Origin of the sequence: Paenirhodobacter sp. (assembly GCF_041916475.1) — a bacterium.
Classification (GTDB): Bacteria; Pseudomonadota; Alphaproteobacteria; order Rhodobacterales; family Rhodobacteraceae; genus Rhodobacter.
In genome coordinates this window covers 31,506-51,320 of the sequence record NZ_JAYRZN010000001.1, presented here as the reverse complement: position 1 = coordinate 51,320, position 19,815 = coordinate 31,506, and the positions used below count along the sequence as shown (strand labels likewise).

General features: G+C 66.3%; 23 protein-coding genes. 18 read left to right on the top strand and 5 right to left on the bottom strand.

The genetic code is table 11. From position 1 onward, the window contains the following. Positions 1-72: 72 nt before the first annotated feature. From ACOMG5_RS00285 to ACOMG5_RS00230, 12 genes are all read left to right on the top strand, one after another. Complete coding sequence (locus ACOMG5_RS00285) at positions 73-942, top strand: HpcH/HpaI aldolase/citrate lyase family protein (protein ID WP_420341770.1); 870 nt, start codon at positions 73-75, stop codon at positions 940-942. 30 nt (positions 943-972) lie between these two features. Continuing rightward, positions 973-1,518: an NnrU family protein gene (locus ACOMG5_RS00280; RefSeq protein WP_420341769.1), complete on the top strand. Its 546-nt coding sequence runs from the start codon at positions 973-975 to the stop codon at positions 1,516-1,518. A 4-nt stretch (positions 1,519-1,522) separates the two neighbouring features. Then, positions 1,523-1,729: a DUF1737 domain-containing protein gene (locus tag ACOMG5_RS00275; protein WP_420341768.1), complete on the top strand. Its 207-nt coding sequence runs from the start codon at positions 1,523-1,525 to the stop codon at positions 1,727-1,729. Then, positions 1,729-2,763: a MaoC family dehydratase gene (locus ACOMG5_RS00270; protein ID WP_420341767.1), complete on the top strand. Its 1,035-nt coding sequence runs from the start codon at positions 1,729-1,731 to the stop codon at positions 2,761-2,763. Before ACOMG5_RS00275 ends, ACOMG5_RS00270 begins: the two co-directional genes overlap by 1 nt. 304 nt (positions 2,764-3,067) lie before the next feature. Beyond that, positions 3,068-3,457 (top strand): succinate dehydrogenase, cytochrome b556 subunit, encoded by a 390-nt coding sequence (gene sdhC / locus ACOMG5_RS00265; RefSeq protein ID WP_420341766.1) that lies wholly within the window; start codon positions 3,068-3,070, stop codon positions 3,455-3,457. A gap of 10 nt (positions 3,458-3,467) precedes the next feature. Continuing rightward, on the top strand, positions 3,468-3,866 hold the full coding sequence (locus tag ACOMG5_RS00260; RefSeq protein ID WP_420341765.1) for a succinate dehydrogenase, hydrophobic membrane anchor protein: 399 nt from the start codon (positions 3,468-3,470) through the stop codon (positions 3,864-3,866). Between the two features lie 15 nt (positions 3,867-3,881). Next, positions 3,882-5,690: a succinate dehydrogenase flavoprotein subunit gene (sdhA, locus tag ACOMG5_RS00255; protein ID WP_420341764.1), complete on the top strand. Its 1,809-nt coding sequence runs from the start codon at positions 3,882-3,884 to the stop codon at positions 5,688-5,690. Further along, positions 5,690-6,007, top strand: a complete 318-nt coding sequence (locus ACOMG5_RS00250; protein ID WP_420341763.1) for a succinate dehydrogenase — start codon at positions 5,690-5,692, stop codon at positions 6,005-6,007. The genes sdhA and ACOMG5_RS00250 overlap by 1 nt, the downstream gene beginning before the upstream one ends. After that, positions 6,004-6,303 (top strand): hypothetical protein, encoded by a 300-nt coding sequence (locus ACOMG5_RS00245; protein ID WP_420341762.1) that lies wholly within the window; start codon positions 6,004-6,006, stop codon positions 6,301-6,303. The genes ACOMG5_RS00250 and ACOMG5_RS00245 overlap by 4 nt, the downstream gene beginning before the upstream one ends. Before the next feature lie 5 nt (positions 6,304-6,308). Beyond that, positions 6,309-7,088, top strand: coding sequence for a succinate dehydrogenase iron-sulfur subunit (locus ACOMG5_RS00240; protein WP_420341761.1), 780 nt, complete (start codon positions 6,309-6,311; stop codon positions 7,086-7,088). A gap of 173 nt (positions 7,089-7,261) precedes the next feature. Then, positions 7,262-7,438 carry a hypothetical protein gene (locus ACOMG5_RS00235; protein WP_420341760.1) on the top strand — a complete coding sequence of 59 codons (177 nt, stop codon included), beginning with the start codon at positions 7,262-7,264 and terminating at the stop codon, positions 7,436-7,438. Positions 7,439-7,573: 135 nt separating this feature from the next. Further along, entirely contained in the window at positions 7,574-8,470 is an 897-nt protein-coding gene (locus tag ACOMG5_RS00230) for an alpha/beta hydrolase (RefSeq protein ID WP_420341759.1), read from the top strand. A gap of 58 nt (positions 8,471-8,528) precedes the next feature. Here the strand turns inward: ACOMG5_RS00230 and aspS are convergent, their stop codons facing one another. Next, complete coding sequence (gene aspS / locus ACOMG5_RS00225) at positions 8,529-10,307, bottom strand: aspartate--tRNA ligase (protein WP_420341758.1); 1,779 nt, start codon at positions 10,305-10,307, stop codon at positions 8,529-8,531. Positions 10,308-10,662: 355 nt separating this feature from the next. Here aspS and ACOMG5_RS00220 point away from each other — a divergent pair, with 355 nt between their 5' ends. From ACOMG5_RS00220 to ACOMG5_RS00210, 3 genes are all read left to right on the top strand, one after another. Then, positions 10,663-11,901, top strand: a complete 1,239-nt coding sequence (locus ACOMG5_RS00220) for a class I SAM-dependent methyltransferase (protein WP_420341757.1) — start codon at positions 10,663-10,665, stop codon at positions 11,899-11,901. A gap of 106 nt (positions 11,902-12,007) precedes the next feature. Further along, positions 12,008-15,340 carry a carbamoyl-phosphate synthase large subunit gene (gene carB / locus ACOMG5_RS00215; protein WP_420341756.1) on the top strand — a complete coding sequence of 1,111 codons (3,333 nt, stop codon included), beginning with the start codon at positions 12,008-12,010 and terminating at the stop codon, positions 15,338-15,340. Between the two features lie 207 nt (positions 15,341-15,547). Next, positions 15,548-16,264 (top strand): GNAT family N-acetyltransferase, encoded by a 717-nt coding sequence (locus ACOMG5_RS00210; protein WP_420341755.1) that lies wholly within the window; start codon positions 15,548-15,550, stop codon positions 16,262-16,264. A gap of 10 nt (positions 16,265-16,274) precedes the next feature. On the opposite strand, the gene ACOMG5_RS00205 is transcribed toward ACOMG5_RS00210, so the two are convergent. Further along, on the bottom strand, positions 16,275-16,979 hold the full coding sequence (locus ACOMG5_RS00205) for a response regulator (RefSeq protein WP_420341754.1): 705 nt from the start codon (positions 16,977-16,979) through the stop codon (positions 16,275-16,277). A gap of 140 nt (positions 16,980-17,119) precedes the next feature. Here ACOMG5_RS00205 and mce point away from each other — a divergent pair, with 140 nt between their 5' ends. Next, complete coding sequence (gene mce, locus ACOMG5_RS00200) at positions 17,120-17,524, top strand: methylmalonyl-CoA epimerase (RefSeq protein WP_420341753.1); 405 nt, start codon at positions 17,120-17,122, stop codon at positions 17,522-17,524. Continuing rightward, positions 17,524-17,793: a DUF1467 family protein gene (locus tag ACOMG5_RS00195; RefSeq protein WP_420341752.1), complete on the top strand. Its 270-nt coding sequence runs from the start codon at positions 17,524-17,526 to the stop codon at positions 17,791-17,793. The genes mce and ACOMG5_RS00195 overlap by 1 nt, the downstream gene beginning before the upstream one ends. Here ACOMG5_RS00195 and ACOMG5_RS00190 read toward each other — a convergent pair. Together ACOMG5_RS00190 and ACOMG5_RS00185 are read right to left on the bottom strand one after the other, a co-directional pair. After that, complete coding sequence (locus ACOMG5_RS00190; RefSeq protein ID WP_420341751.1) at positions 17,790-18,479, bottom strand: EI24 domain-containing protein; 690 nt, start codon at positions 18,477-18,479, stop codon at positions 17,790-17,792. The two genes, ACOMG5_RS00195 and ACOMG5_RS00190, sit on opposite strands and share 4 nt — an antisense overlap. Continuing rightward, positions 18,476-19,069, bottom strand: a complete 594-nt coding sequence (locus ACOMG5_RS00185) for a nitroreductase family protein (protein ID WP_420341750.1) — start codon at positions 19,067-19,069, stop codon at positions 18,476-18,478. Before ACOMG5_RS00185 ends, ACOMG5_RS00190 begins: the two co-directional genes overlap by 4 nt. Positions 19,070-19,156: 87 nt before the next feature. Here ACOMG5_RS00185 and ACOMG5_RS00180 point away from each other — a divergent pair, with 87 nt between their 5' ends. Continuing rightward, complete coding sequence (locus ACOMG5_RS00180) at positions 19,157-19,405, top strand: DUF167 domain-containing protein (protein ID WP_420341749.1); 249 nt, start codon at positions 19,157-19,159, stop codon at positions 19,403-19,405. On the opposite strand, the gene ACOMG5_RS00175 is transcribed toward ACOMG5_RS00180, so the two are convergent. After that, positions 19,402-19,659 carry a hypothetical protein gene (locus ACOMG5_RS00175; RefSeq protein WP_420341748.1) on the bottom strand — a complete coding sequence of 86 codons (258 nt, stop codon included), beginning with the start codon at positions 19,657-19,659 and terminating at the stop codon, positions 19,402-19,404. The genes ACOMG5_RS00180 and ACOMG5_RS00175 overlap by 4 nt on opposite strands. Positions 19,660-19,815: the final 156 nt, after the last annotated feature.

The following is a 19,815-nucleotide window of genomic DNA, read 5'->3' as shown; positions in this document are numbered from 1 at the left end:
GCGGCAAAAGAGGCCTTGCTGAAAGTATCCATTTCATGATCCCTTGCGCAAGATTGTTGCGAGGAGAGAATCATGATCAACAGCGCGAACCGCCCCTACCGCTCGGTGCTGTATATTCCCGGCTCCAAGGAGCGGGCGCTGGAGAAGGCCACGGGCCTCGCCTGCGACGCGATCATCTTCGACCTCGAGGATGCGGTGGCGGTGGATGAAAAGGTCAATGCCCGCGAAACCCTGGTCACGGCGCTGCGCGATTTCGATTATGGCGCGCGGGCGCGGATCGTGCGGGTGAACGGGCTCGATACCGAATGGGGGCGCGAGGATGTGCTGGCGATTGCCGCGGCGGTGCATGCCGGGGTGAAGATCGACGCGCTGCTGATTCCCAAGGTCTCCTACAAGAAAGACCTCGACGCGGTGATCGACCTGACCTCGGCGCTGCCGCTCTGGGCGATGATGGAGACCGCGATGGGCATGCTGAACGCGGGCGACATTGCGTCGCATCCGCGGCTCGAAGGCATGGTCATGGGCACGAATGACCTCGCGAAGGAGCTGCAGAGCCGCTTCCGCGCCGACCGGCTGCCGATGCAGGCGGGGCTCGGGCAATGCCTGCTGGCCGCGAAGGCCTTCGGCAAGGTGATCGTCGATGGCGTGTACAACGCCTTCAAGGACGACGCCGGCCTGAAGGCCGAATGCGATCAGGGCCGCGACATGGGCTTCGATGGCAAGACCCTGATCCACCCGGCGCAGCTGGAGATCGCTAATGCCGCCTTCGCGCCCTCCGAGGCCGAGGTGGACCTCGCACAGCGCCAGATCGCGGCCTTCGATGCGGCGCAGGCGCAGGGGCTCGGCGTTGCGGTTGTGGATGGCAAGATCGTCGAAAACCTGCATATCGTTACCGCGCGGCAGATCCTGGCGAAGGCGGAGGCCATTGCCGCGATGGCGTGATCCCGCCGCGGCAGCTGAAAGGCAACCCCAATGGCACTTCTGATCCTCGGTCTTCTTCTCTGGGCCTTTGGCCATATGGCAAAACGACTCATTCCGGGGTTCAGCAAGGCGATGAAGGGCTCCGAACGGCCCGCGACCACGGCGGCGATCGTGCTCGGCACGGTGCTGATGATCATCGGCTATCGCGCCTGGTTCGGCGAGTTCTACTGGGGCCGGACCCCGGCTCTGGCAGGCATCAACAACCTGCTGATGCTGATATCGGTCTATCTGTTCGCGGCCGCGGGGATGAAGACCTGGGTCGCGCGCAAGTTCCGCCACCCGATGCTCACGGGCGTGGTGGTCTGGGCGGTGGCGCACCTTCTGGTGAATGGCGATACGCCGAGCTTCGTGCTCTTTGGCGGCATGGGCATCTGGGCGCTGGCCGAGATGGTGCTGATCAACCGCGACCAGCCGAAATGGGTGCCGCCCGCCGCGGCCGGGGCGCGCAAGGAACTGATGGCGGTGGCGGGCACCGTCATCGTCTACGGGGCAATTGCCGGGGTGCATTATGTGCTCGGCTATCCGACATTCGGGTGATGCAATGAAACTCTACCGTCTGCTGACCGAGGACGACACCTCGGCCTTTTGCCACAAGGTCTCGCTGGCGCTGTCGAAGGGCTGGGTGCTGCATGGCTCGCCCGCCTACGCCTTCGATGCCGCCTCCGGCCGGATGCGCTGCGCCCAGGCGGTGATCAAGGAAGTCCCGGGCAGGGATTACAGCCCCGACCTAAAGCTGGGAGAGCAATGATGGGCAAGACCAATGCGGGCCGGTTCTTCGAGGATTACCGGATCGGCCAGGTGATCCGCCACGCGGTGCCGCGCACCGTCGCCGAAGGCGAGCGGGCGCTTTATCATGCGCTCTATCCGGCGCGGCATGCGCTGTATTCGAGCGATGAATTCGCGGCCCGCTGCGGGCTGGAATCGAGCCCGATCGACGATCTGATCGCCTTCCATGTGGTCTTCGGCAAGACCGTGCCGGATGTGTCGCTGAATGCGGTGGCCAATCTCGGCTATGCCGAGGGGCGCTGGCGGCTGCCGGTCTGGCCGGGGGATACGCTGCGCTCCGAGAGCGAGGTGATCGGGCTGAAGGAGAATTCCAACGGCAAGTCCGGCGTCGTCTATGTGCGCACCCGCGGCTACAACCAGATGGATGAGGTCGTGCTCGATTATGTCCGCTGGGTGATGGTGCGCAAGGGCGACCTTTCCGCGCCTGCACCGGAAACGGTGGTGCCGGAGCTGAAGACGGTGGTGCCGCCCGAGGATCTGCTGATCCCGGAGGAGCTGGATTTCACCGAATACGATTTCGAGCTGGCGGGCGAGCCGCACCGCTGGGGCGATTATGCGGTGGGCGAGAAGATCGACCATGTCGATGGTGTCACCATCGAGGAGGCCGAGCACATGCTCGCCACCCGGCTGTGGCAGAACACCGCCAAGGTGCATTTCGACGCCACCTTCCGCGAGGATGGCCGCCGGCTGATCTATGGCGGCCATGTGATCAGCCTCGCGCGGGCGCTGAGCTTCAACGGGCTCGCCAATGCGCAGATGATCGTGGCGTTGAACGGAGGCGCGCATGCCAATCCCTGCTTCGCGGGCGATACCGTGCGCGCCTGGTCCGAGGTGCTGGACAAGGCCGAGACCGATGCGCCGGGCGTGGGCGCGATCCGGCTGCGGCTGGTGGCGGTGAAGCATGGTGCCGAGCCCTTCACCTTGCGCGGGGCAGACGGGAAATACGCGCCCGAAGTCCTGCTCGATCTCGATTACTGGGCGCTGATGCCGCTCTAAGCATCTGCGCGGCGGGGGCTTTCGGGGCCTCCGCCGCGGCCCGGCCCGGGGCTTCGGCCGGGGCAAATCTGACAGATTCCCTTGGTGAGTCGTGTGAGCGCCAACATGTGATCACAGGTATATTTTTGTGATCACAAAGGCGATTTTTACGCATTTCAGGCGTCCCAAACCGTGTTTTCCCGCGGATGCGGACGTGACTTGACCGAATTATGCGCTATTCAGGAACAGCAATTCCGGCCAGCCCCGTCCGCGCCAGCCGCCCTCGACAGGCGTTGCGCGGGGCTTAGCGACAGAGGGACCCAAAATGGCTGAAACGAAACGGGTTGAACGGCCCCTTTCCCCCTTCATGATCGGCCCGTATTACCGCCCGCAGATGACCTCGATGTCCTCGATCGTGACGCGGATCACCGGCAATGCGCTGATCGTCACGGCTCTGCTGACGGCCTGGTGGCTGCTCGCCGCCGCGACCAGCCCGGCCTATTTCGATTTCGTCAATGCGATCGTCACGTCGTGGTTCGGCGTGCTGGTCTATACGCTGTCGGCCTGGGCGGTGTGGTATCACCTGCTCGCGGGCCTGCGGCACCTGTATTTCGACGCCGGCAAGGGGCTGGAGATCGAGACCGCCGAGAAACTCGGCTGGGCCTGCTTCATCGGGGCGACCGTGCTGACGGTCCTGACCCTGCTCGTCGTCTGAGGAGGACAAGATGCGTTACCTGACCGACCGTCAGCGTGCCGAGGGCAAAGGGGCCGCGCATACCGGCACCGCGCACCACTGGTTCATGAGCGTCAGCGCCGTTGCGCTGGTCATCCTGGTGCCGATTTTCCTGTTCGTCTTCGGCCGCACGCTGGGTGCGCCGCAGGAAGCGGTGATCGCCACCTTCTCCAACCCCTTCGTGGCGATCGTAACCGCGCTCGCCTTCATCGTCGGCATGCGCCATTTCGCGCGCGGCGCACAGATGATGATCGAGGATTACGCCGGCGGCACGACCCGCCATGTGCTGGTGCTGATCGCCTCCGGGATCTCCTGGGTGGTGATGGCCTCGGTGCTCTACGCGCTGGCGAAATTCGCCTTCCTCGACATCGTGCTCGGCGCGATGGGCTGATACGGGACAGAACAAATGGCATCCTACACTTACGAGACGCATCATTACGACGTCGTGGTGGTTGGCGCGGGTGGCGCCGGTCTGCGCGCGACGCTCGGCATGGCGGAGCAGGGCCTGCGCACGGCCTGCGTGACCAAGGTCTTCCCGACCCGGTCGCATACGGTGGCCGCGCAGGGCGGCATCGCGGCCAGCCTCGGCAACATGGGCCCGGACAGCTGGCAATGGCACCTCTATGACACGGTGAAGGGCTCGGACTGGCTGGGCGACACCGATGCGATGGAATATCTGGCGCGCTCCGCGCCGGCGGCGGTCTATGAGCTCGAGCACTATGGCGTGCCGTTCTCGCGTACCGAGCAGGGCAAGATCTACCAGCGCCCCTTCGGCGGCCATACCACCGAATTCGGCGAAGGCCCGCCGGTGCAGCGCACCTGCGCCGCGGCCGACCGTACCGGCCACGCCATCCTGCATACGCTTTATGGCCAGTCGCTGAAGAACAACGCGGAATTCTACATCGAATATTTCGCGCTCGACCTGCTGATGAGCGATGACGGCAAGACCTGCGAAGGCGTACTGTGCTGGAAGCTCGACGACGGCACCTTCCACGTCTTCGCGGCCAAGATGGTCGTGCTGGCGACGGGCGGCTATGGCCGGGCCTATTTCTCGGCCACCTCGGCGCATACCTGCACCGGCGATGGCGGCGGCATGGTGGCCCGTGCGGGCCTCGCGCTGCAGGATATGGAATTCGTGCAGTTCCACCCGACCGGGATCTACGGCTCCGGCTGCCTGATCACCGAGGGGGCGCGCGGCGAAGGCGGCTATCTGACCAACTCCGAAGGCGAGCGGTTCATGGAGCGCTATGCGCCCCACTACAAGGACCTGGCCTCGCGCGACGTAGTCAGCCGCTGCATGACCATCGAGATCCGCGAAGGCCGCGGCGTGGGCGAGCACAAGGACCACATCTTCCTGAACCTCAGCCACCTGCCGCCGGAAGCGCTGGCAGAGCGCCTGCCGGGGATTTCGGAATCGGCGAAGATCTTCGCCGGGGTGGACGTGACGAAGGAGCCGATCCCGGTTCTGCCGACGGTGCACTACAACATGGGCGGCATCCCCACGAACTATTGGGGCGAGGTGATCAACCCGACCGGCGACAACCCGGATGCGGTCGTCCCGGGGCTGATGGCGGTGGGCGAGGCGGGCTGCGCCTCGGTGCACGGGGCGAACCGCCTCGGCTCGAACTCGCTGATCGACCTCGTGGTCTTCGGCCGCGCCGCGGCGATCCGCGCAGGCCAGGTGATCAACCGCGAAGCCGCGATCCCGGCGCCGTCGAAAAAGGCGCTGGATCAGGCCTTCGACCGCTTCGACAAGCTGCGCTATGCGGATGGCGGCACGCCCACCGCGGCGCTGCGCCTCGAAATGCAGAAGACAATGCAATCGGACGCGGCGGTGTTCCGGACCGACAAGACCCTGGCCGAAGGCGTGGAGAAGATGACCGCCGTCGCGGCCAAGCTCGGCGATCTGAAGGTCACCGACCGCTCGCTGATCTGGAACTCGGACCTGATGGAGACGCTGGAGCTCACCAACCTGATGCCCAACGCGCTGGCGACGATCGTCGGCGCCGAGGCGCGCAAGGAATCGCGTGGCGCCCATGCCCATGAGGACTATCCGAACCGCGACGACGTGAACTGGCGCAAGCACTCGATCATGCATGTGGAGGGCAACCAGGTCGCGCTGACCTTCCGCCCGGTGCATCTCGATCCGCTGACCCCGTTCGAGGAAGGCGGCATCGACCTGAAGAAGATCGCGCCGAAGGCGCGCGTCTACTGATGCGGGCTGCCTCCGTCATTGCGGTTGCCGGGCTCACGGCCTGCAGCCTGGGGCAAAGCGGCGAGAATATCGCGCGCGCCCAGGCGAAGGCCACGGTCAATGGTGTCGTGGCGCAGCGGTTCCCGGGCGTGAATGCCGCCCCGGTGACCGATTGCGTCATCGACAATGCCTCGATGTCGGAGATCTACGGCCTGTCACGGGCCGCGTTGACGGGGGTGACGCCCGAGGCGGTCTCGACCGTCATGACCATCGCGCAACGTCCGGCCGCCATGCGCTGCATTTCGGCCAATGTTCAGGGCATGATGGGGGCGGCATGAGCGGGCGCGGGATCCATTGGGGGGTGGCGCTGCTGGCGCTCTCGGCCTGTGGCCCGATCCCGGTCGACCAGGCCGAGCGTCAGTGCGTGGCCGATGCGCAGCGCCTGCGTCCGATTGCGGGCGAGGCGGGCGCGGGCTTCGCTTCCGGTGGCAGCCGCAGCCGCGCGCGCTTTGACGTGACCGTGAGCAACCGCACCGGCACAGACCCGTCCGCAGCCTTCGACCGCTGCGTCTACAAGAAATCCGGCCGCATGCCGACGCGGCCGCTATATGCCAGAACCGACTGGAGAGGGTGAAAACCATGGTTCAGTTCAAGCTTCCGAAAAATTCGCAGATCCGCGTCGGCAAGACCTGGCCGAAGCCCGAGGGCAAGCGCGTCCGCAAGTTCCAGATCTACCGCTGGGATCCCGATACCGGCGAGAACCCCCGGATCGACACCTATTTCATCGATCTGGACAAATGCGGCCCGATGGTTCTGGACGCGCTGCTGAAGATCAAGAACGAGATCGACGCGACGCTGACCTTCCGCCGCTCCTGCCGCGAGGGGATCTGCGGCTCCTGCGCGATGAACATCGACGGGATCAACACGCTCGCCTGCATCTATGGCCTCGACGAGATCAAGGGCGAGACGGTGAAGATCAATCCGCTGCCGCATATGCCGGTGGTGAAGGACCTGATCCCCGATCTGACGCTGTTCTATGCGCAGCATGCCTCGATCATGCCCTATCTGCAGACCAAGACGAACACGCCCGAGAAAGAGTGGCGCCAGTCGATCGAGGACCGCAAGAAGCTCGACGGCCTCTATGAATGCGTGATGTGCGCGTCGTGCTCCACCTCCTGCCCGAGCTACTGGTGGAACTCGGACCGCTACCTCGGCCCGGCGGCGCTGCTGCATGCCTACCGCTGGATCATCGACAGCCGCGACGAAGCCACGGGCGAGCGCCTCGATGCGCTGGAAGATCCGTTCAAGCTCTATCGCTGCCATACGATCATGAACTGCACCAAGACCTGCCCGAAGGGGCTGAACCCCGCGAAGGCGATTGCCTCGATCAAGAAGATGATGGTCGAGCGTCAGGTCTGACACGAACGAAGCCCCGGCCCCCGCGCCGGGGCTTTCGATTCCGGCCCCTGGCCCGGCTTCGCTGCATTGCAGAAAATGCATGACGCAATTGCGGCAATGAGACTGTCATTTCTGCCCGCGCATGTTTAAGTAGGGGCGCAGGGAGGAACTCGGCCAAACCGAAGGAGAGTTCCATGACGAAGGTCGTTAAACTTGTGACATCGCCCGAACGCGCCAAGGCCGAAGAGGCTCTGCGTGTGCTGGATCAGGCCTATGCCTATTTTTCCGCGGACGAAGTCTCTGCCGAAGCCGCGATCGAGGCGGTGGAAACCCCGATCGAGCAGATGTACGGATATTATCCGGCTGCGTGATCTGCGGTCACATTCGCGATGAAGGCCCGCTCCGGTACTGGTGCGGGCTTCTTCATTTTCGTATCACATGCATTCTATAAGACCACGCCAGAATGGGCGAGATCGGGGCAGGGGATGCGGATCGGGCGACGTGCAGTGTTGTTCGGAGCGGCGCTTTGGGCGACGCAGGCGCGTGCGACGGAGGCGGGGCCGGTGCGGCTGCGGCTCTGGCCCGGGGTGCCCCCCGGTGGCGGCGGGCCCACGGGGCCGGAGCGGAGCGACGGGGGCAATGTCACCAATGTGTCGGACCCGGCGCTCACCGTCTATGTCCCGCCCAATCCGAACGGCACCGCGATGCTCGTGGCGGCGGGGGGCGGCTATCAGCGGATCTCGATGACCGGGGAGGCGGCACCGGCGGTGCGCTGGCTCACCGCGCGCGGAATCATTGCCTGCGTGCTCACCTACCGGCTGCCGCAGGAGGGCTGGGCCGTCGGGCCGCTGGCGCCGCTGCAGGATGCGCAGCGCGCGATCCGGATGATGCGGGCGGGTAGGGCTTCCGCGGCGATCGACCCCGATCGGATCGGGCTTCTGGGCTTCTCCGCCGGGGGGCATCTGATGGGCATGACGGCTGCCCGCAGCGACGAGCCCTCCTACGCGCCGGTGGATGAGGTGGACCGCCAGAGCGCCGAGGTGGCGACCGCCGCGCTGATCTATCCGGTGATCACCCTGCTCCCGCCTTTCGACCGCACGGCGACGCGGATCTCTCTCGTGGGCACGAACCCGAACCTGCAGCAGGCGATGGCCTGGTCGGTGCAGACCCATGTCGATGACGACACCCCGCCGATCTTCGTTGTGGAAACCCAGGACGACCCGATCGCCAAGCCCGAGAACGGCGAAATCCTCGCAGATGCCTGCGAGGATGCTCAGGTGCCGGTACAGCGGCTGCTGCTGCCGCGCGGGGGGCATGGCTTCGCCATGGGGCGCACGGGCTCGCCTTCGGAGAAATGGCCGGTCTTCCTGGAGACCTGGCTGCGGGCGCGCAGGCTGCTCTAGCCCCGCGCCTGTTTCCCTCGGCCGGGCTTGCCACCCGGCCAAAGGCCTCAGGGGCCGCTCACGCGTCCTTCGGCAGGACCCGCAGCCGCAGCTCGCGCAGCTGCTCGTTGGTGGGCTCCGAAGGGGCGTTCATCATCAGGTCTTCGGCGCGCTGGTTCATCGGGAACATGATCACCTCGCGGATGTTCTGCTCATCGGCCAGCAGCATCACCGCCCGGTCGATGCCCATGGCACAGCCGCCGTGCGGAGGCGCGCCATATTTGAACGCCTTCACCATACCGCCGAAGCGCTTGTCCACCTCGCTGTTCGGGTAGCCCGCCAGCTCGAAGGCCTTGTACATGATCGTCGGTTCGTGGTTGCGGATGCCGCCCGAAATCAGCTCATAGCCGTTGCAGGCCAGGTCGTACTGATAGGCATGGACCTTCAGCGGGTCGCCCATCAGCGCCTCCAGCCCGCCCTGCGGCATCGAGAACGGGTTGTGGCTGAAGTCGATCTTGCCGTCGTCGGTCTTCTCGTACATCGGGAAATCGACGATCCAGGCGAAGCGGAACACGCCTTCCTGGGTGAGCTTCAGCTCGCGGCCGATTTCGTTGCGGGCGCGCCCGGCCACGGCCTCGAACTGCTCGGCCTTGCCTCCGAGGAAGAACACCGCATCACCCTCGCCGAGGCCGAGCTGCAGGCGGATCGCCTCGGTGCGCGCGGCCCCGAGCGCCTTCGCGATCGGCCCTGCGGCCTCCATCGTGCCGTCCTCGGCCTTGCGCCAGAAGATATAGCCCATGCCCGGCAGGCCCTGCGATTGCGCGAAAGCGTTCATCCGGTCGCAGAATTTGCGCGAACCGCCGGTGGGGGCGGGAATCGCCCGGACTTCGGTGCCCGCATTCTCCAGCAGCTTTGCGAATATGCCGAAATCGGAGCCGCGGAAATGCTCCGACACATCCGCCATCCGGATCGGGTTGCGCAGGTCGGGCTTGTCGGAGCCGTACCACAGCAGCGCATCCTTGTAGGCGATGCGCGGCCAGACCGGATCCACGGTCTTGCCCGCGCCGAATTCCTCGAACAGGCCCTGGATCACCGGCTGGACGGTGGCGAACACGTCCTCCTGCTCGATGAACGACATTTCGATATCGAGCTGGTAGAAATCGGTCGGGCTGCGGTCTGCGCGCGGGTCCTCATCACGGAAGCAGGGCGCGATCTGGAAGTAGCGGTCGAAGCCCGCGACCATGATCAGCTGCTTGAACTGCTGCGGCGCCTGCGGCAGCGCGTAGAACTTGCCCGGATGCAGCCGCGACGGCACCAGGAAGTCGCGCGCGCCCTCGGGCGAGGAGGCGGTTATGATCGGGGTCTGGAATTCGTTGAAGCCCGCATCCCACATCCGGTTGCGGATCGAGCGCACCACATTCGAGCGCAGCATCATCTTGTTGTGCAGGCTCTCGCGGCGCAGGTCGAGGAAGCGGTAGGTGAGGCGGGTTTCCTCGGGGTAGTCCTGATCGCCGAACACCGGCAGCGGCAGCTCATCGGCCGCGCCCAGCACTTCCACGTCGCGCACATAGACCTCGATCTCGCCGGTGGGGATCTTGGCGTTGATCAGGCTTTCGTCGCGCAGCTTCACCGTGCCGTCGATCCGGATCACCCATTCCGCGCGCACCTTTTCCAGCGCGGCGAAGGCCGGGCTGTCGCCGTCGCACAGGATCTGGGTGATGCCGTAATGGTCGCGCAGGTCGATGAACAGCACGCCGCCATGATCTCGCACCCGGTGCACCCATCCCGAAAGGCGGATGGTTTCGCCGGCATTCGCGGCGGAAAGCTGGGCGCAGGTATGGCTGCGATAGGCGTGCATGGCTGTATTCCTTGGGTTCCAGAGGGTCGATCCCGCCCGGCCGATACACCCGCACGGGGGGCGAAAGTCAAGGCCGGAAGGACAGCGCCGCGGGGCCAGCCATGCCCGGCGCGTGCGGCGGCGGCGGCATTTGGGGTATCATGTGCACACAATTTGGGCATTTGTGCGGGATCGTTCGGTTTTGCCCGGGCGCGGGATGGTGCGTGCGCATATCCACACTTGCGGGACTCGCCTGCGGGCGCATGTTTGTTAACCTGTGATGAACCGAAGCCTCTCCGCAGCGCCGCAGACTGCCGGAGCGAACCTGCGCCCCGCATCTCCGCCGCGAAGATCCTCAGCCTTGGGGACATGATGGATGACTGTTTGGGACTTTCTCGTTGACCGCCTGGCGCGCCATATCCTGCGCTCCGGCACGCTGCTGATCACCTATGCCGATGGCACCGAGCGCCGCTACGGCGACGGCACCGCGCCGCAGGTGCGTATGCAGATCCACGACCCGGCCCTGACCCGGCAGATCGTGCGCAATCCGGATCTGGGCGTGGGCGAGGGCTATATGGACGGCGCCTTCACCTTGCAGGACGATGACCTGAGCGGGTTCCTGGAGCTTTTGCTGCGCAATGTGGCGCGCTCCGGCATGCCCTGGTTCGAGCGTCCGATGCGCCTGTGGAAGCACCTGAACCGCCGCATCGCGCAGTTCAACCCGATCGGCAAGGCCGAGGCCAATGTCGCGCATCACTACGACCTCTCGGGCCAGCTCTACGAGCTGTTCCTCGACCGGGACCGCCAGTACAGCTGCGCCTATTTCCCGCGCCCGGGCATGAGCCTCGATGCCGCGCAGGAGGCGAAGAAGCACCATATCGCGCGCAAGCTGCTGCTGGAGCCGGGGATGAGCGTGCTCGATATCGGCTGCGGCTGGGGCGGCATGGCGCTCACGCTCGCGCGCGATTATGGCGCGCGGGTGGTGGGGGTGACCCTCTCGAAGGAGCAGCACGCCTATGCGCTGGCGCGGGTGCGCGCGGCCGGGCTGGAGGACCGGATTGAGATTCGCCTCTGTGACTACCGCACCGTGCGCGAGAGCTTCGACCGGGTCGTCTCCGTGGGCATGTTCGAGCATGTCGGGCTGCCGCATTACCGCGAATATTTCGGCCGTGTGCGCCAGGTGCTGAAGCCCGGGGGCGTCGCGCTGATCCATTTCATCGGCCGGGTGAACCGCCCGGGCACGACCTCGGACTGGGTGACGAAATATATTTTCCCGGGCGGATACTGCCCGGCAATGTCGGAGGCCTCGGCCGCGATCGAGCATGAGCGGCTGGTGGTGGCGGATCTGGAAATCTGGCGCATCCATTATGCCGATACGCTGCGCCACTGGCTCGGCCGGTTCGAGGCACATCTCGACGCGGCCCGCGCACTTTATGATGAGCGGTTCACCCGGATGTGGCGGTTCTATCTGATCTCTTCGGAAATGGCCTTCCGCTATGCCGGGCAGGTGGTGTTCCAGTATCAGCTGTGCCACGAGGTGCAGGACGTGCCGCTCGCGCGTGACTACCTCTACGCCACGCCGGTGGAGGAGAAGCCGCGCATGGCGGCCGAATAGGGGCGGTTTCGCCCTTGCGCTGTGGCGCGACCTGACTATAACCCCCATCAATTTGCGCGGCGCCTGGCAGGCGGCGCGCGTCCTGCTGCCATACAAGGGGTCCGCCATGCCGAAGAGAACAGACATCAAGTCCATCCTCATCATCGGCGCAGGGCCCATTGTGATCGGCCAGGCCTGCGAATTCGACTATTCCGGCGCCCAGGCCTGCAAGGCCCTGCGCGAAGAAGGCTACCGGGTGATTCTGGTCAACTCCAACCCGGCGACGATCATGACCGACCCGGAAATGGCCGATGCGACCTATATCGAGCCGATCACCCCCGAGGTCGTGGCCAAGATCATCGAGAAGGAGCGCCCCGACGCGCTTTTGCCGACGATGGGCGGGCAGACCGGGCTGAATACCGCGCTCGCGCTCGCGGACATGGGGGTGCTGGACAAGTTCGGCGTCGAGATGATCGGGGCGAAGCGCGCGGCCATCGAGATGGCCGAGGACCGCAAGCTGTTCCGCGAGGCGATGGACCGGCTCGGCATCGAAAACCCGAAGGCGACCATCGTCACCGCGCCGAAGCTGCCCAACGGCAAGTTCGACATCAACGCGGGCGTGCAGTTTGCGCTGTCGGAGCTCGAGCATATCGGCCTGCCGGCGATCATCCGCCCCGCGTTCACGCTCGGCGGCACCGGCGGCGGCGTCGCCTATAACCGCGACGATTTCATCAAGATCTGCCATTCGGGGCTCGATGCCTCGCCGGTGGCGCAGATCCTCGTGGACGAAAGCCTGCTCGGCTGGAAGGAATACGAGATGGAGGTCGTCCGCGACAAGGCGGACAATGCGATCATCGTCTGCTCGATCGAGAACGTCGATCCGATGGGCGTGCATACGGGCGATTCGATCACCGTGGCCCCGGCGCTGACGCTCACCGACAAGGAATACCAGATCATGCGCAACGGCTCGATCGCCGTCCTGCGCGAGATCGGGGTGGAAACGGGTGGATCGAACGTGCAATGGGCGATCAACCCGGCCGACGGGCGCATGGTGGTGATCGAGATGAACCCGCGCGTGAGCCGCTCCTCTGCGCTCGCCTCCAAGGCGACGGGCTTCCCGATCGCCAAGATCGCGGCGAAGCTCGCCGTGGGCTATACGCTCGACGAGCTCGACAACGATATCACCAAGGTCACGCCGGCCTCCTTCGAGCCGACGATCGACTATGTGGTGACGAAGATCCCGCGGTTTGCCTTCGAGAAATTCCCGGGCTCGAAGCCCGAGCTGACCACCGCGATGAAATCCGTGGGCGAGGCCATGGCCATCGGCCGGACCTTCCATGAATCGGTGCAGAAGGCGCTGGCCTCGCTGGAGACCGGGCTGTCGGGCTTCGACGAGATCGAGATCCCCGGCGCGCCGGACAAGGCCGCGGTGATCAAGGCGCTGTCGCAGCAGACGCCGGACCGGATCCGGATCATCACTCAGGCGATGCGTCTCGGGCTGAGCGATGACGAGATCCAGGCCGCGACCTCTTTCGACCCCTGGTTCCTGGCGCGGTTCCGCGAAATCATCGATGCCGAGGCCGAGATCCGCAAGAACGGGCTGCCCTTCACCGAGGAAGGCCTGCGCCGGCTGAAGATGATGGGCTTCACCGACCAGCGTCTGGCGAAGCTCACCGGGCGGGACGAGGCGCAGGTGCGCCGCGCGCGGCGCAACCTCGGCGTGAAGGCGGTGTTCAAGCGCATCGACACCTGCGCCGCCGAATTCGAGGCGCAGACGCCCTACATGTATTCGACCTACGAAGCCCCGGCGATGGGCGACGTGGAATGCGAGGCCCGGCCCAGCGACCGCAAGAAGGTGGTGATCCTGGGCGGCGGTCCGAACCGGATCGGGCAGGGGATCGAATTCGATTACTGCTGCTGCCACGCCTGTTTCGCGCTGACGAAGGCGGGCTACGAGACCATCATGGTCAACTGCAACCCGGAGACGGTCTCGACCGATTACGACACCTCGGACCGGCTCTATTTCGAGCCGCTGACGCTGGAATCGGTGCTGGAGATCCTGCGGGTGGAGCAGGAGAACGGCACGCTGCATGGCGTGATCGTGCAGTTCGGCGGCCAGACGCCGCTGAAATTGGCGAATGCGCTGGAGGCAGAGGGGATCCCGATTCTGGGCACCACGCCCGATGCGATCGACCTCGCCGAAGACCGCGAGCGGTTCCAGCATCTGCTGAACGATCTCGGCCTGAAGCAGCCGGTGAACGGCATCGCGCATTCCGAGGCCGGGGCGTTCGAGATCGCCGGCCGCATCGGCTATCCGCTGGTGATCCGCCCGTCCTATGTGCTGGGCGGCCGGGCGATGGAAATCGTGCGCGATCTGGATCAGCTGAAGCGCTATATCGCCACCGCCGTGAACGTCTCGGGCGACAGCCCGGTGCTGCTCGACAGCTATCTCTCGGGCGCGATCGAGGTCGATGTGGATGCGCTCTCGGATGGCGAGACGGTCCATGTCGCGGGGATCATGCAGCATATCGAGGAAGCCGGGGTGCATTCGGGCGACTCGGCCTGCTCGCTGCCGCCGTATTCGCTCTCCGCGGAAATGGTGGCGGAGCTGAAGGCGCAGACGGTGAAGCTCGCGCGCGGGCTGCAGGTCGTCGGCCTGATGAACGTGCAGTTCGCGATCAAGGACGGCGTGATCTATGTGCTGGAAGTGAACCCGCGCGCCTCGCGCACGGTGCCCTTCGTGGCCAAGGCCACCGACAGCGCGATCGCTTCCATTGCGGCGCGGCTGATGGCGGGCGAGCCGATGGCGAATTTCCCGCATCGTGCCGCCTATCCGGAGGGGGTCGGCCCCGAAGACCCGCTGCCCTTCGCCGATCCGCTGACGCTGGCCGACCCGAACACGCCCTGGTATTCGGTGAAGGAGGCAGTGCTGCCCTTCGCGCGGTTCGCCGGGGTCGATACGCTGCTCGGGCCGGAAATGCGTTCGACCGGCGAGGTCATGGGCTGGGACCGCAACTTCCCGCGCGCCTTCCTGAAGGCGCAGCTGGGCGCTGGCACGAAGCTGCCCGATGGCGGCCGGGTGTTCCTCTCGATCAAGGATGCCGACAAGTCCGACGAGCTGGCGGCGGCGGCGCGCGATCTGCTGGAGATGGGCTTCACGCTCATCGCGACGCGCGGCACCGCGAACTGGCTGAAGGCGCAGGGCATCCAGGCCGAGGCGGTCAACAAGGTGTATGAGGGCCGCCCGAACATCGTCGACCGGCTGAAGAACGGCGATGTGGCGCTGGTGATGAACACCACCGATGGCACGCAATCGATCGCCGACAGCCGCGAGATCCGGGCGGTGGCGCTCTATGACCACATCCCGTATTTCACCACCGCGGCGGCCAGCATCGCTGCCGTGGCCGCGATGAAATCCCGCGGTGAGGGCGAGATCAGCGTCCGCCCGCTTCAGGCCTGATCACCATGATTTGCGAAAGGCGCGGGGCGGTTCACCCCGCCCTTTCGGTTCGGCCGGGGGGACCGTGCGGAAAAATCCGCGGGGCGGGGAACCGGAGCCGCCCCAAGCCGCATTCCCTTTGAAGGCCGGTGCGTGCCTGCGGGTGATTGCCTGTGGGCGAGGTGCAGGCTAGCGTGCGTTCACGAAAGCTTGAGGCAAGGGGACTCCATGAAGCAGAAGATGTTTGGCGCGCCGGTTCCGGATTGGGTTGCGCCGCCAGCCCCGGATGCGGATCTGCTCGAGGGGCGCTATGCGCGGCTCGAACATCTGGAGGAGCGCCACGCCCATCAGCTGTTTCGCGCCAATCTGGAAGACGACGCGATCTGGGATTACCTGCCCTATGGGCCGTTTCCCTCGGAGGTCGGCTATCTGCGTTGGGCGAAGGATGCTTCGGCCTCGGAAGATCCCTATTACTACGCCGTGATCGACCGCGAGACCGGCCAGCCCGGCGGCGTGATGTCCTATCTGCGGATCACCCCGGCGGTCGGCTGCATCGAGCTTGGCCATATCTGCCTGTCGCCGCGGCTGCAGCGCTCGCGCGTGGCGACGGAGGCGATGATCCTGATGATTGCCTGGGCCTTCGGGGCGGGGTACCGCCGGTTCGAGTGGAAATGCGACGCGCTGAACATGCCGTCGCGGCGTGCGGCGCAGCGGCTCGGCCTGAGCTATGAGGGCATCTTCCGGCAGGCGACCATCGTCAAGGGGCGCAACCGCGACACGGCCTGGTTCGCGGCCACGGACAAGGAATGGCCCGGGCTGGAGGCGGCCTATGGCGCCTGGCTGGACCCGGCGAATTTCGATGCCGGAGGGCAGCAGCAGGAGCGGCTGGCGGACCTGACCCGCCTCGTAAGGGTGGCCTCCGATCCGGCGCTGACAGACGCCTGACCCGGCAGGCTCAGAACACCTGACCTGCCGCCAGACGCGCCTGCACCAGGCCCTGCGCGCGAGAGACCGCAGCGGGGCTCGGCAGGCCTGCCGTCAGCTCGCAGGCGGCACGCTCCAGCGCTTCGTCGCGCGCGGAGCAGGCGAGGCCCGACAGGAACTGCCCGACATAGCCGACCGCCGTCGCATCCGGCCGCTCGGCCAGCATCCGCACCACTTCGCTCAGATCATCGCGCAGCGCGAGCGGATCCGGGGCGATGGTGTCGTTTGGCAGGGCGCGGGGGGCGCGCGGCCGGGCATCGGCGGGCAGGGCGCCGATCACCGTCTGCTGGAACAGGGCCAGGCTTTCGAGCGGCTTTGCCAGGAACGCATCCGCCCCGGCCTCCAGCGCCTCTTGCGCGCGGACCGGGTCCCCCGAGAGGCCGATGACCGTGGGCGCGGGGTTCAGCTGGCGGATGTGGCGAATCAGATCTGCGCCGGAGCCATCCGGCAGGCCCATATCCACGATCACGACGCCGGGGCGGTAGGTCTGCAGGTGCCGGTAGGCGGCGCGCAGGCAATCCGCCCGGCGCAGGCGCGCCCCGGAGCGCAGCGCCATCAGCCGCAGCGCCTCCGAGGCGAAGCGGCTGTCCTCCACCACCAGGACGGTGAGGCCCAGCAGCGGACGGTCGGACGGGGCGGGGCGGGTCGACAGGTAGCGGCTCAGATCTTCGGTCATGGGAAATATCCTTGGCAGAGGAATTGCGTTCGATTCGATTAACCGCAAATTTGGCTAACACGGGGTTAAGCCGCCTTGCCGCGCTTGCATGAAACCGGTCCGGCGCCTATTCCGAAGGCTGAATGATTGGGAGGCCCACCATGATCGGACGTTTGAACCATGTCGCCATTGCCGTGCCAGATCTGGAGGCGGCATCGGCGCAATACCGCAATACCCTCGGCGCGAAGGTGAACCCGCCGCAGGACGAGCCGGACCATGGCGTCACGGTGGTGTTCATCGAGCTGCCGAACACCAAGGTCGAGCTGCTGTATCCGCTGGGCGAGAACAGCCCGATCCAGGGTTTTCTGGACAAGAACCCATCGGGCGGGATCCATCACATGTGCTTCGAGGTCGATGATATCCTCGCCGCGCGCGACAAGCTGAAGGCCGAGGGCGCGCGCGTGCTCGGCACCGGCGAGCCGAAGATCGGCGCGCATGGCAAGCCGGTGCTGTTCCTGCATCCGAAGGATTTCAACGGCTGCCTGATCGAGCTGGAGCAGGTCTGATGAACCTCACGGGCGGCATCGTGCTGTTCGCCGTGATCTGGTTCATGGTGTTCTTCGTGGTGCTGCCCATCCGCTTCCGCAGCCAGGAGGAGGCGGGATCGGTCGTCCCGGGGACGCCCGCCTCGGCGCCGGACGACCCGCGGCTCGGCCGCAAGGCCTGGATCACCACGCTGGTCGCGGTACCGCTCTGGGCCGCGATCGCGGCGGTGATCCTGTCGGGCGCCGTGTCGATCCAGGATCTGGATTTCTTTGGCCGGCTGGCGCGTTAGCGCCGCGCGAGGCGGTGGAACAGGTGGGTGAAGGCTGCGGCCCCCACCACCGGCACCACCAGGTTCAGCACCGGAATCGCCAGCGGCAGGGCCATGATCGCGCCGGTCATCCACACCACAGGGGCATTGCGCCGGTAGAGGTCGCGCGCGGCATCGCGCCCCATGCGGCGCTGCGCGGCCATCTGGAAATATTCCCGCCCGAGCAGGTAGCCGTTCAGCGCCAGAAACAGCATCGGCGCGAAGGGGATGACGAAGGGATAGACCAGCAGCGCGACGATATTCGCCGCCACCACTACGCCGAAGAACCGCAGCGTATCGCCCAGCCCCTCGATGAGGCCCAGCGGCCGCACCTCCGGCAGGGTGGGGTAATGCGTGCGCTCGACCAGCTCGGCCACATCCTCGAGGAAGAACCCGGTGAACACCGAGGCCACCGGCACCATCAGGAAGACCGAGGCGAAGAGGAACAGCCCGACCGCCGTCCAGCCCGCTGCCGCATGGACCCAGTTCACCTGCCCGATCCAGGGCAGGCTCACCGTATCGGGCATCAGCAGATTGACGAGCCCGCCGAGGCCGATCCCGGCCGCGATCAGCATCCCGAGCGCGAGCCCGATCCCCTTGAGCAGGATTTTCAGCGCGCCAGGGCGCATCAGGTCGTGCCAGCCGCGCGCGATGGAGGTGAAGATCATGCCGCCACCCAGGTGGTGAGCGCATCCACATCCGGGCGCGGGCGTTCGGGGGGCGGGGCGGTTTCGGTGCCGATATGCACGAGCCCGGCCACCCATTCGCCCGGCTGCAGGCCGAAGGCCGCGCGGGCGAATTCCGGGTCATGCGCGACCCAGCCGGTGAGCCAGCCCGCGCCCCAGCCGGTGGCCAGCGCGGCGTTCACGAGGCTGAGGCAGACGCAGCCCGCCGAGAGCACCTGTTCGATCTGCGGCACCTTGTCGGTCGGGCGCGGCACGGCGATGACTGCGACGCAGAGCGGGCTCTGGGCGAACTGGCCCACCCCCTTCTGCGCCATGGCCGGGTCCATCCCGGTGGCTTCGGCATGGGCCTGCGCGGCCCGGGCCAGCCGCTCCAGCGCGGGGCGCTCCAGCACCACCAGCCGCCAGGGCTCCAGCTTGCCATGATCGGGCACCCGCACTGCGGCGCTCAGCAGCTCGCGCAGCTCCGTGCGGCCGGGCGCGGGGGCCGCCAGCGTCTTGGGCGGGCGCGAGCGGCGGGTCAGCAGGAAGCGCAGCGCGTCGTCATTGCGGGTGGCGGCGGGCAGGATGTCCATGCGGGTCTCCGTGAAGTCTGGTCCGGGCAGATATCGGCGCCTGTCGCTGCAATTGCAACCGCGCGCGGATGCGGATTAGATGGCGCGATGACCGATCTGACGCATCTGGCCGTTCCGGGGGCCGAAATCGCCCTGCGGGTGACGCCCAAGGCCTCGCGCAATGCGCTGGTGCCGGGGGAGGGGGGGCTGCGCGCCTATGTGACGGTGGCGCCGGAGGACGGCAAGGCCAATGCCGAGGTGACGAAGCTGCTGGCCAAGGCCCTGGGCGTGGCGAAAAGCCGCCTCACCCTCCTGCGCGGGCACACCGCGCGCGACAAGCTGTTCCGCCTGGATTAGGATTTGTCTTTCTGGGTCTGCCGCAGGCGGTACACGCCTTCGGGCAGGTTCAGCGCCGCCGCCAGCTCGCGCAGCTGCGCATGCGAGAAGATGATCCGGCTGACGGTATCGGTCTGGTCGTCGACCTGCTCCACCACCACGCAATCCTCGAAGGACTGGATCGTGATGTCTTCCTGCAGGTAGTCGCGCGGATCGTCCCCCTCGTCGACGAGGGTGATCACGGTGGCGTCGAATTCGTGCTCGATGGTGAACATAGGGCGATGCTAGCGCGGGGCCGGAGCGGAGTGAAGCACAATCTGCGGCAGGCCGCCGCGGCGGGGGCGGTAAAATCTTCGCGCGGGTGCGCCTGCCCATTGCGCCGCCGCCCGGCGGCTGTAGATATTTCTCCTGTCGTGTCACGAGGTTCCCGG